Here is a 12,236-nt window from a genome sequence, read left to right as displayed (position 1 = left end):
GAGGCGAAGGCCAACGAGTGCCGGCAGGGCTGGCAGATCGTGCCCCTGTCGATCGAGAACCCGAAGTACGACCCCAGCGACCCGAACTCGCCGGCGATGATCGAGAACCCGGCCGCGGACCGCGGCGCCTTCGTCAAGGGTCCGGAGGTCAACGAGGTCTACACCTCCGAGGAGTGGGCCGCACCGCGCGGCTGCACCGCCCGGATGTACAACGGCGAACCGCTGCTGGACCAGCAGGCACTGCCCGAGTTCGGGACGGACGCCAACCGGCTCTGCGTCGAGGCCCCGATGATGGGCGTCGCCGTCGGAGCCTCCGACAGCACGGCGGGCAACGCCGGCCAGACCGTGAACGGCAACTACGGCTTCGGCACCTCGACGATCAACCTCTGGCCGAAGACGGACACCGTGCACAACCCGGACGGGTTCGACCTCTACGCGCCGCTGCCGGACGGGCAGGAGCAGGACCTGCGGCCGATGCCCTACATCGTCAGCCTCGACATCCCGAAGGACTCGGTCGATGGCAAGCCGATGTACCAGGTGACCCGTGAGGAGGACGTCAACGTCTTCGACGGCGACACCTACCTACCGCAGGAGAACTTCCCGCCGACCACCCCTGCTGCAGCGGACAACCCGGCCGGCCCGCCCGACCCGACTCCGACGCAGCCGAGTCAGCCCCCGTCGCAGTCCGGCGGCATCGTGTCCGGCTGTGTGGGCGCGCTGCACACCGTCAAGGTGACCAACCAGGCGTTCCTCGACGGCGGCGGCAGCCCGTTCGAGGGGGCCGAGCGTCCCCTCTGCGACGCCAAGCTCGTCACAGTCCGCGCCGGACAGTCGGTCGCGCCGAATTTCAACCTGTTCACCACCGTGCCGATCCCGACCCACTTCTGGGGTCTGACCATCAACGACCTGGGCCTCAGCCTCGACAAGCGCAGCGCCAACTTCGGTGAGGCGCAGGGCCTGCCGTTCGTGCCCGTCGGTCTCTACGACTGGTCCGGTCGGCTCGTCGACACGGTGCACACCGACTTCAACGGGTTCTACGAGGCGCTCGAGCCGTCGACCGGCACGTACAACTGCCCGGTCCCGGCTGGTCCCTGCCCGAACATGTACCGCTTCGTCGGCAACGACCCGGGCGGGCCGGGGGCACCCAACCCCGACTACAACCCGCGGTTCCGCACCATCGGGACCAACTTCCAGGGATGGCCGGGCCTCTACACCGTGACCGACACGGCACCGACCCAGGCCGGCAGCGTCGTCCTCTCGCCCGACTCCACCGTGGCGAACCCGACGATGTGCGACCTCGGCGACACCTACCCGCAGCTGCTGTCGGTCGACCGGCCGTACGTCCGGGCCAAGGACACGGACCGGACCGTCACGGTCAAGGGCTTCGGCTTCGGCGCCACGCGCGGCAGCGGCACGATCACCCTCGGCGGCAGCCCGGTCACCGTGACGAGCTGGTCCGACACGTCGATCAGCTTCACCTTCCCCGGCGACACGGGGAACACCCGCGGGCCGCTCAAGATCCGGATCACCAACTCCGGTGGCAAGTCGAGCTTCAACGGCCTGACGGTCTGGGGCCTCAGCACTCAGGGGCAGGTCGGCTCGGCCGCGACCAACCCGCAGGTCCTCGAGGTCGGTCCCGGCAAGGCCTACCGCACGGTCCAGGCGGCCCTGGAGGCGGCGACGCCGACGAGCGCCAAGCCGTACTGGCTCGTGGTGGTCTACCCGAACGCGTCGACGACCGACACGCCACGGGGTGAGTACAACGAGAACCTGATCGTCCACCACCAGGTCGCGATCCAGGGCGTCGGCCCGGGCGGCTTCCAGCCGGCCGTCGGCGACGGTGACCCCACGTGGGTTCCCGGCTCCATCCTCGACGGGTCCGGGTTCAACCCCGACCTGCCCAGCGGGGCCAACTGGATCAACCTGCTCAGCCGACTGAGCTACTCGGGTGACCCCCAGGTCCCGGACGGCGCGGTGGTCACGGTGCTCGACGACCCCGCCCGCCGGAACACCGTGCCGAGCAGCTACCCGACCACGATCGACGGGTTCCAGATCATGGGTGGCTCGCAGGCCGACTTCCCGGCGAACATCAACACCCTCGGTGGTGCCGTCCACACGCCGTATGGCGCGACCGGCGCCTTGGTCTCGCAGGGCGGCGGTGTCTACGCCCACGCCAACGTCAACGGGCTGCACGTCACCGACAACGTCATCGTCGGCAACAGCGGCTCCTACGGCGGCGGTGTGCGGCTCGGGACGCCCTACGCCACCAACAACCACAACTGGAACGCGGTCATCGCCGACAACCAGATCCGGGACAACGGCGGCACGAACCTTGCCGGCGGCATCGGGATCTTCGCCGGGAGCGCGGGCTACACCGTCGACCACAACGCCATCTGCGGCAACTTCTCCGCGGAGTACGGCGGGGCGATGACGGTCTACGGCTACCAGTCGGCGACCACCGGCCCGAAGGGCGGCTCGATCACCAACAACACGATCTGGTTCAACTCGTCCTACGACGAGGGTGGGGCGGTCATGCTGGCCGGTGAGCTGCCGAGCGACCCGACGCGGCTCAGCGAGGGCACCGGTCCGGCCAGGATCGGCGGCAACGTCATCTCGGCGAACCTCTCCAGCGATGACGGTGGTGGCATCCGCCTCCTCCAGGTCAGCGGTTCGCACATCAGCAAGGCCAACCCCGAGACGATCTCGATCACCAACAACACGGTGAGCAACAACGTCTCGGCCCACGAGGGTGGCGGCATCGCCCTCGACGACGCGGCCTTCGTCGAGATCGTCGGCAACACGATCGTGAAGAACCTCACGACCGCGACGGCGATCACGAGTGACGGGCAGCCGGCTCCCACCGGTCTGGCCACCATGGCGAACAGCGAGCCGCTCCAGGCGAGGCTGCGTAACGCCACGCTCTTCCCGGGCTCGTCGAACCTGGCGAGCACGACGTTCAGCAAGCCCGTCCTGCTCGACAACGTCTTCTGGGACAACCGCGCCGGCAGCTTCAACGGCGGCTGGGTCTACGGCATCGGTGGCACCCTGCCGGACGGCTCCGCGGGTGGCGTCGACAACTGGGACATGGGCGTGGTCGGTGACCCCGGTCTGCTCCACCCGGTCGGCTCGGTCATCCAGACCACCCAGGGCACCGACGGAGGCGAGACCACCACGGTCACGGACGACCCGGGCCTGAAGGACCCCTACGACGTCAGCGTCTCGGTCCTCGCCTCCCGGACCTACCCGGCCTTCCGCCAGGCGGCCATCGTGACCGAGCTGCTGCCGCCCACCCTGCTCGGTGACTACCACCTCGCCGGCACGACCTCGGCCGCTACGGCCGGGGCGTCGCCAGCACCTCGGTGGCCTGGGGCACCGGACCACAGGGATGGCTGCAGACGGTGTCCGCGCCGAGCACGGACATCGATGGGCAGATTCGGCCGACCCGGGGCCGCTTCGACGCCGGTTCCGACCAGCTGCCCTGAACCCCCAGACCGGCGGGCGCACCGCTGACTCCCGGTGCGCCCGCCACCCGGGCACCACCCCGCAGCACAGAACTCGCAACGCAGAACTCGCAGCGCAGAACTCGCAGCACAGCATCCCGCAGCACAGAGAGGGACCACCATGACCGACCAGACCAGCCCCGGCGCCACCCGCCGGAGCGTCATCCTCGCCGGGGCGGGCGTCATGGGCAGCGCCGTGCTCGGTTCCCGGCTCTTCCGCGGCCAGGCGCACGCGGCCCCGCGAGCCCAGGCGGTGTCGGCCGCGCCGGCCGCCTACTCCACCGGAGTCTCGAAGCAGGTGCACCTCGTCGGCACCGACGGGTGGGTGAGCATGCCCCAGGGCGCGCCCGCTGACCTGCCCTTCTACCCCGACTCCCTGGCGCCCGGTCCGTTCGACACCTACGTCTTCGGCTTCCGCGACGTGACGGGGATGTCGGCGACCCAGGTCGCGGCGCAGCGCGGCAAGGCGCAGATCTCCGCTCCGATGCTCGTCTTCGACGAGGGCGACGACGTCACCATCACGCTGAGCAACCTGGGCCTGGTCCAGCGGCCGGACCTGTTCGACGGACACACCCTGCACTGGCACGGGTTCGTCAACGCCATCCCGCTGTTCGACGGCGTGCCCGAACTGTCGCTCTCGGTCCCGATCGGCCGCGACCTCGGCTACTTCTACCGTCCCCACGACGCGGGCACGTACATGTACCACTGCCACTTCGAGGACGTCGAGCACGTGCAGATGGGCATGACGGGCATGGTCTTCGTGCGGCCGCGGCAGAACACCGCACCGGTCGGCAACGACCCGCTCGGCACGAAGTACGCCTACAACGACGGTGACGGCAGCACCCGCTACGACCGCGAGTTCGCGTTCATGCTGACCGAGCTGTGGTCCGCCGCCCACTACCGCGACGCCCACATCCAGGTCAGCGACTGGACCGACTACGACCCCAGCTTCTGGCTGCTCAACGGCCGGGGCTACCCGGACACGATCGCCCCGAACGGCGACCCCCTCTCGACGGCTGCGGGCCGCCTTCAGTACCAACCGATCTCGTCGCTCGTCACCTGCAACGTCGGCGAGACGGTCCTGCTGCGCCTGTCGAACCTCGGCTACCAGAACCACGCCCTGACCCTGGACAACATCGACCTGCAGGTGATCGCCAAGGACGCGAGTCTGCTCAAGGGGCGCGACGGCGTGACGAACTACGAGACGACGAACACCGTCGACGTGGCCCCGGGCGAGAGCCGGGACGTGCTCGTCAGGCCCGACCGGCCCGGTGAGTACCTCCTCTACGACCGGGACTACGCCTACCTCGGCAACGGGGGTGGGCCGGGCTGGGGCGGCATGATGACCGTCCTTCGCGTCGGCGCCCCCGGCACCTATCCCGCCCAGACCCGCCCCAACGCGTGAGCGGAGGATCACGATGCCTACGACAACTCCCCGCACTCCCCGCAGGCGGCTGCTGACCAGGGCCACGGCCGCCCTCGTGGGGGCGGTGGCCGCCCTTGCCGGGGCGGCGGTCTCGAGCCCGAGCGGTGCGCGAGCCGCCACCTCCGAGGGCCTGCTCTGCGAGCACAACACCCAGCAGACCTTCAACCTCACCGCGAGCACCGGCTACGTGTCGACCCCCGACGGCAACACCGTCTTCATGTGGGGCTACGGCACCAGCACCAAGGGATTCCAGCTTCCCGGCCCGACGCTCTGCGTCACCGCCGGCAAGCCGGTCACGGTGATCCTGCACAACGACCTGCCCGAGGCGACGTCGATCGTCTTCCCGGGACAAGAGGGGGTGAAGGCGGACGGTGCCGCTGCCCAGCCGCAGTATGACGGCGAGGCCCTCACCTCCCTCGTCCAGTCGGCCGACGCCGACGGCGGTTCGGTGACCTACACGTTCACGGCCGGCACCCCGGGGACCTACCTCTACTCCAGCGGCACCGACGTGACGAAGCAGCGGCAGATGGGGCTCTACGGCGCCCTCGTCGTCCGGCCGGCCAGCGACGCGGCACAGGTCAACGACCGCACCGACTCCGCCTTCAACCCGCAGCACGAATACGTGTTCCTGCTGTCGGAGGTGGACCCGACGGTGCACCTGGCCGTCGAGCGTGGCGAGCCGGTCAAGTGGTCCGACTACAACGCCCGCTACTTCATGATCAACGGCCGCAGCATGCCGGACACGCTGGCGCCCAACAACGCCTCGTGGCTGCCGAACCAGCCGTACGGCGCCCTCGTGCACATCCAACCGTGGGACGCCGACAACAACCCGCTGCCCGCCGTGATCCGTTACCTCAACGCGGGCCGGGTGAACTACCCCTTCCACCCGCACGGCAGCGACGAGCGAGTCGTCAACGTCGACGGGCGCGCCCTGTCCGGCGCCAGCGGGGAGGACCTCGCCTACCTCAAGTACGACATCGACGTGCAGCCCGGCCAGACCGTCGACGCGCTCATGGACTGGCGCGACGTCGAGCACTGGAACCCGGTGACCAACCCGGTCCCGACCGAGCTGCCGGTCCTCACCGACCAGCTGCTCACCGGCACCGACACGTGGTTCAGCGAGAGCCCGTACCTCGGCAAGCAGGGCACGTTCCCGGCGAACATCACCGTCAACAACGAGTGCGGTGAGTACTACCACGTGGCCCACAGCCACGCGCTCCAACAGGCCACCAACTACGGCGCAACCTTCGGCGGCATGATGACGGTCTTCCGCATCGACCCGCCCTCCGGCTGCCCGACGAGCTGAGGACGGTAACGATGAACCCTCAACCGACGTCACCGGCGTCCTGGACGCGGCTGCGCAGGACCGTGGCGGGGGCCGCCGTGGCCCTCGTCCCCCTTGGGGTGGGCACGGCCGTCGCGGCAGTCATCCCGACCACGAGCGCGTATGCCGCCCACGCAGGTTCGGCCTTCCAGGCGGCTGCCGCTCCGGCCGGCAAGCTGACACCACGCGGCTGCACCCAGACCAACGCCGGGCACGTCTCGTGCGACCTGTGGGCGATGACCGGCACCCAGCAGGTGCTCGGCAAGGCGATTCCGATCTGGGGCTTCTCCGCCACCGGCGACACCGGGTCGGCCACGGCGCCCGGACCGCTGCTGGTCGTGCGCCAGGGCGACGTCGTGACCGTCACCCTGCACAACGGGCTGGCAGAGCCGACCTCCCTCGCCTTCCCGGGGCAGGACGCGGGGAGCTTCTCGTCCGGCCTGCCGACCACGGCGGAAGGCGGCGGTGTCGCGCCCGGCGACTCGGCGGCATACACCTTCACGGCGTCGCGGCCCGGCACGTTCCTCTACGAGGCCGGGCACACGGCCAACGGTGCGCGGCAGGTCGCCATGGGACTCTCCGGGGCGCTCGTCGTCCTCGATGACGATGCGGCACAGGCGGGTTACGACGACGAGGCGGTCCTCGTCCTCACCGAGATCGACCCCAGGTTCAACGCCGACCCGGCCCACTTCGACATGCGCAGCTTCAGCCCGGCCTACCGCCTCATCAACGGCAAGCCGTATCCCTCGACCGATGCCATCCCGACCGACCAGGGCCACAAGGTGCGGCTGCGCTACGTCAACGCTGGCATGCGGCTGCACTCGATGTCGCTGCTCGGGGGCAGCCAGCTGCTGCTGAGCCACGACGGGCACGGCCTGACGCACCCGCAGCGCGCGGTCATCGCGGCCGTCGAGCCGGGCGCGACGATCGACGCGATCGCCGCCATGCCGACCGGCTCGGAGTCGAAGGTCGCGGTCTTCGACGCGTCGGCGCAGCTGGACAACGACGGCCAGAGCACCAACGACCCGCTGGCCGTCGCGTTCGGCGGGATGCTCACCTTCCTCGACACGAACGCCCCGCCACCCAGCACCGACGCGGTCGGGCCCGTCTCGAGCCGGATCAGCCTGTCCCCCAACCCCTCCGACGCGCGCAGTGCCGTCACGGTGTCCGCCACGGTCAGTGACGCGAAGTCGGGTGGCAGTGCCGTCGACCAGGCGGAGTTCGTCGTCGACGACGCCGTCACGACCGGTGTGGGCTTCGGGACCCAGATGACGGGATCCTTCGGCTCACCAACGGTTTCGGTGACCGGCTCCATCCCGGCGTCGGCCTCGGCCCTCGACTGCGCCCAGATCCCGGCACCGGTGGACCTCAACTGCCTGGAGGCCGGCAAGCACATCGCCTATGTGCGCGGTCGCGACGCCGCCGGCAACTGGGGCGTCATCGGGTCCGCCGTCCTCAACCTGCCCAAGACCGGCCCGCAGACCGTCAACGGCAAGGTGAGCCCGAGCACGGCCAACGGCAAGACCGCCGTGAAGATCACGGCCACCGGTGACGACAGCGCCGCGGGCGGCAACATCACGGCCGCGGAGTACTTCATCGGCACGGCTGGGGCGCCCGGCACCGGCACACCCCTGACGCTCAACCGTCAGGCCACCATCGTGACGGAGAGCGCCAGCATCCCGGCGGCGACCGTGGCGGGCCTGGGCGAGGGCACGGCGCACATCCTGGTCCGCAGCAAGGACAGCCTCGGCCTGTGGGGTCCGACGCTCGACGTCCCGCTGCCGGTGGACCTCACCGCTCCCACGGTGCGGGCCGCTTCGGTCGGGCCGAACCCGACCAACGGGCAGATCAACGACCCGAGCAACCGGGGCTACCTCGTCGTCTCCGCGCTCATCGAGGACGTGGACGGCCAGGGCGGCCCGCAGAGCACACTGGTCGACGCCGAGGCCTTCCTCGACCCGTCGTCGACGACCCTGGCCGGTGGCTCCGGGTTCCAGCTGCTGCCGGTCGACGGGGCGATGGACTCGCAGTCGGAGAACGTCTACGGGCTCATCCCGCTCAGCCAGATCCGTCCGCTCAGCCAGGGCGAGCACCGGATCGTGGTGCGCGGCAAGGATGCTGCCGGCAACTGGGGCAGCCTGTCGGCCGACTCGGCGACGGCTCGGCTCGTCTACGACAAGACCGCACCCGTGCTCGGGACGCTCTCGGCGAGCCCGAACCCCACGGCCGGTGCCGACACGGTCACCCTGACCGCTGCGGTCACGGAGAACACGCCGTTCGTCGGGCCACGCTTCCAGACCGCCGAGTTCTGGGTCGGCACCACCGACCCGGGCGCCGGCAAGGCGACGCGGGTCACCATCGCCGACGACGGGACGAAGGTCTCCGCCACGGTTCCGCTCCAGGGCCTGCCGCTGGGCCAGCAGCGCTTCAACATGCGGGTCCTCGACGCCGCGGGCAACTGGAGCAACGCAGTGAACACGACGGTCCAGGTCGACAAGGGCAACCGGATCTTCGCCGACACCTTCGACACCGGCACCCTGTCGGCCTGGTCGGCTCGCGCCGGCTCGGTCAGTGCGACGTTGGAGGCCGGGATCCCGCCGTCCGCCGGCAACTACGGCCTCGCGGCCACGCTGGCCGGTGGCCGGCAGAACGCGGCGGCCTACGTGACGGACAACGGGCCGGTCGACGAGACGAGCTACCACGCGCAGTTCGCCTTCGACCCGCACACGCTGACCTCGGGGACGAACACCAACACGGTGCTCACGATCTTCGAGGGCCGCACCGCCAACGGGCAGGCGTTCGCCGTCCAGTACCACACGAAGGGCTCCACGCCCGAGGTCCGGCTCTTCATGGCCCGGTCCCAGGGCGGCAACGCCACCGGCTCGTGGGTCTCGCTGGGCGCCGGCTCGCACGTCCTGCGACTCGACTGGAAGCAGGGCCCGGCGACGGGCAGCGCTGCGGGCCAGGCGGTGCTCAGCCTCGACGGGACCGCACAGTCGACCCTGACCGGCGCGAACAACACCACCAGCCTGCGCATCCAGAGCGTGCGCCTCGGGATCACGGCCGGCATGACCAACACCAACGGATCGACCATGGCGGGCACGGCCTGGTTCGACTCCTTCACCTCCACCCGATACACGCTCCCCTGAGCGTTCCCACCCGTGCCGGGGTCACCTGCCCGTGACCCCGGCCACTTCATCCGGAGGGCAGTCCGATGACCACCACCGCAGAACCCCCGAGCCTGCCGCAGTCAGGCCTCCATCCGCGGTCCTTCGCGGGCCGCAAGCTCATCGTCTCGATCCTGTTGATCCTCGCCCTGTTCGGGGGCGGCGGCCTGGTCGCCCGCAGCCTCGGCAGCGGCACGCCGCACGCGGCCGCCGTGCCGCAGTCCAGTGCGATGGAGTCGACCTACGGGGTCCGGTTCACCCGGCTCGCCGTGGTCGGCGACGGGGGCCTCCTCGTCCTCAGCTACGTCGTCATCGACGCCGAGAAGGCGCAGCGCCTCCAGGCCGACCGGAACCACCCGCCGGCCCTGTCCAGCGAGGCCCGCACGGGCGGCACGAAACGCGTGTCGCTCATGCGGACCGGGCACGCGATGCGCGCCGGCAGCACCTACTACTTCGTCTACCAGAACACCGCCGGGGCCATCCGCTCCGGTGAAGCAGCGACCATCCGCTACGGCGGGGTCTCCCTCCGCCACGTCCCGGTGCTCTGACGTGGCCGCCACGAGCGGGCGGACCCGGCACCTCGTCCGGTCCCAGCTGCCGAGGGCGTTGCGCGTCTCGTCAGCGCGGAAAGGCCTGCGTGTCCTCGGACTCGCCCTCGCCCTGGCGTTCGCGGTCCTCGCGGGTCCGAGCGTCGGGCCGGCCTCCGCACACGCCTACCTCACCGCCAGCTCGCCGGCCGACGGCGAGTCGCTCACGGTGGCGCCCACCGAGTTGCGGCTCGAGTTCAGTGAGCACGTCGTCCCGGAGTCCACCCGCATCGTCCTCACCGACGGCTCGGGCCGGGCATACCCGGTCACGAAGGTGCGTGCCGAGGCCGAGGAGGCGACCCCGTCCAGTCCGGAGGAGGCCGCGGCGGAAGCAGCCGGCGTCGTGGACACCGAGGAGCCGCTGGCCGTCGTCGCCGACCTCCCGAAGCTCCCCGAGGGCGCCTACCACGTCACGTGGGAGACCCTCTCCAGCGACGACTTGCACCGCACGGCCGGCGGGTTCGCGTTCGGCATCAACACCGCCGTCGTGGCCGACAGCGCCCGCGGGGTCACCGAGACACCGCCGGACCTGGTCGACGCAACCTGGCGCACCGGCGTCCTCATCGGCCTCGGGCTCGCGCTCGGGACAAGCCTCGTGTCACAGCTGTTCCGCCGCGCCTTCCCGGGTCGTGATCGACGCCCCCTGTCCGGCGTGACGCGGGTCGGCGTGGCGGCTGCTCTCGGCGCCGTCGTCGCGGCCGCGGTCGGGTTCGCCGTCGAGCTCACCAAGGTCGGTGGCTCGGCCATCTCCAGCTCGTATGCCGTGCGCTCGGGTGTCCGCGAAGCAGCCTTGGTGCTGCTCGTCCTGGCGCTCGTGCGGGGCGCTCGGCCGGCATGGGCGGCCACGGCTGGGCTCGTCGCCGCGATCGCGACCGTCCTGCTCGGCCACACCGGGCTGCGGGGTGGGCTGACCTGGACGGCCGCCTCCGCCCTCCACGTCTGGGCCGGCGCCGCATGGTTCGGAGCGGTGACCCTGTTGGCGGGCATCGCGTTGCGGCGCCGGCGCATCGGCCTGGACGGTGGTGAGGTGCGGACGCTCCTGCGAGAGTTCTTCGCACCCGCCGCCTTCCTCGTCGCGACCGTCGCGGTCACGGGGCTCTACCTCGCCGGGGACACCATCGTCTCCGTCGACGCTGCCGTCGGGACCGTCTACGGACGGGTGCTCATCGCGAAGGTCCTGCTCAGCGTGGCGGTGGGTGTGGTCGCCGTGACCACGACTCGGCGCCTGCACCGTCGGGCCGGTCGCGCCGGTCGCGCGAGCGACGCAAGTGTCCCCGGTGTCCCGGACACCGCCGGTCGCGCCGATGGGGCAGGCCGCTCGCCGCGGCGCCGGGTAGCGCTCGAGGCAGCCGGTCTCGGGGTCATGGTGCTGCTCGCGGCGGTGCTCGCCAGCGGCCAGCCGGCCATCGCCCCGGCGCTCGTGGACCGCGCCGGCCCGCCACCCAGCCGCATTCTCGACCGCACGGTCGACGACCTGCAGGAGACGCTGACGGTCTCACCGAACCACCCGGGAGACAGCGTCGTGACGCTCGACGTGTTCGACGCCCGGCGCCCCTCACCCGGACCGGTGACCGGCGTGACGGTGTCCGTGCCAGGGTCCGGGGGCCACGGCATATCGTCGGTGCCGGCGCACCGCCTGGCCGACCAGAAGTGGGCGGCCGGCGTGCGGCTTCGCGCGTCCGGCACGACCCCGGTCCGGGTGACGGTGCACCGTCAGGGCATGGCGTCCACGGTCACGACCTTCCACTGGGTCGTCGGCCCGCTCGGCTCCCCACCCGCACCGGTCCTCTCGCGCGCGCCGATCTCGGGGCCGCTACAGCTCGGCTCGCTCGGTCTGCTCGTCGTGCTCACGCTGGTCGGGGCGCTGGCGTGGCGGCGTCGAACGCGCCGGCTGCGGCCGGCTCAGGGTCTGCGACGGCTGCCGTCAGCGGCCGCGGAGGGGCACGCCCCGTCACCGGCAGGGCTGGCCGCGTCACCGGCAGGGCTGGCCGCGTCACCCGAACCCGTCCCGGCCGGTGCACCAGTCCCCTGCGGCCCGGGTGACTCGGCTCACCGAACCGCAATCTCAACTGGCAGTACCGCCCCGCCGGGCGATCGCTGAGCAGGCACCCCGCCCCGCCGGCCCGGTACTGCCAGTCCATCTTGCGATCCCCCACGGCTTCTCCCCTGCGTATGAAGCTCGACCACGCAAGACGGCGCTTGCGCCACAGCACCTGGATCACGTACTTGTGG

6 protein-coding genes are annotated in these 12,236 nt (G+C 71.0%); all 6 read left to right on the top strand.

All coding sequences use genetic code 11. The annotated features are described in order from the left end of the window. Positions 1–3,510: IPT/TIG domain-containing protein (locus VFL99_RS09670; protein WP_325106139.1), on the top strand; the 3,510-nt coding region annotated here is incomplete at its 5' end. Between the two features lie 111 nt (positions 3,511–3,621). Continuing rightward, positions 3,622–4,905, top strand: a complete 1,284-nt coding sequence (locus VFL99_RS09665; protein ID WP_325106138.1) for a multicopper oxidase domain-containing protein — start codon at positions 3,622–3,624, stop codon at positions 4,903–4,905. Positions 4,906–4,918: 13 nt separating this feature from the next. Then, positions 4,919–6,232: a multicopper oxidase domain-containing protein gene (locus tag VFL99_RS09660; protein ID WP_325106137.1), complete on the top strand. Its 1,314-nt coding sequence runs from the start codon at positions 4,919–4,921 to the stop codon at positions 6,230–6,232. A gap of 11 nt (positions 6,233–6,243) precedes the next feature. After that, positions 6,244–9,399 carry a multicopper oxidase family protein gene (locus VFL99_RS09655; RefSeq protein WP_325106136.1) on the top strand — a complete coding sequence of 1,052 codons (3,156 nt, stop codon included), beginning with the start codon at positions 6,244–6,246 and terminating at the stop codon, positions 9,397–9,399. Between the two features lie 65 nt (positions 9,400–9,464). Beyond that, on the top strand, positions 9,465–9,965 hold the full coding sequence (locus tag VFL99_RS09650; protein ID WP_325106135.1) for a hypothetical protein: 501 nt from the start codon (positions 9,465–9,467) through the stop codon (positions 9,963–9,965). Between the two features lies 1 nt (position 9,966). Beyond that, positions 9,967–12,105: a copper resistance CopC/CopD family protein gene (locus VFL99_RS09645; protein WP_325106134.1), complete on the top strand. Its 2,139-nt coding sequence runs from the start codon at positions 9,967–9,969 to the stop codon at positions 12,103–12,105. The last annotated feature ends 131 nt before the right edge of the window (positions 12,106–12,236 follow it).

The organism is Segeticoccus sp., from assembly GCF_035708005.1.
This window is presented reverse-complemented; position numbering and strand designations above follow the sequence as displayed.

What these genes read in the sequence shown, in the direction of transcription:
- VFL99_RS09665 (WP_325106138.1), top strand. Translation starts at nt 3,622, where the DNA reads ATGACCGACCAGACCAGCCCCGGCGCCACCCGCCGGAGCGTCATCCTC.
- VFL99_RS09655 (WP_325106136.1), top strand. Translation starts at nt 6,244, where the DNA reads ATGAACCCTCAACCGACGTCACCGGCGTCCTGGACGCGGCTGCGCAGG.
- VFL99_RS09650 (WP_325106135.1), top strand. Translation starts at nt 9,465, where the DNA reads ATGACCACCACCGCAGAACCCCCGAGCCTGCCGCAGTCAGGCCTCCAT.
- VFL99_RS09660 (WP_325106137.1), top strand. Translation starts at nt 4,919, where the DNA reads ATGCCTACGACAACTCCCCGCACTCCCCGCAGGCGGCTGCTGACCAGG.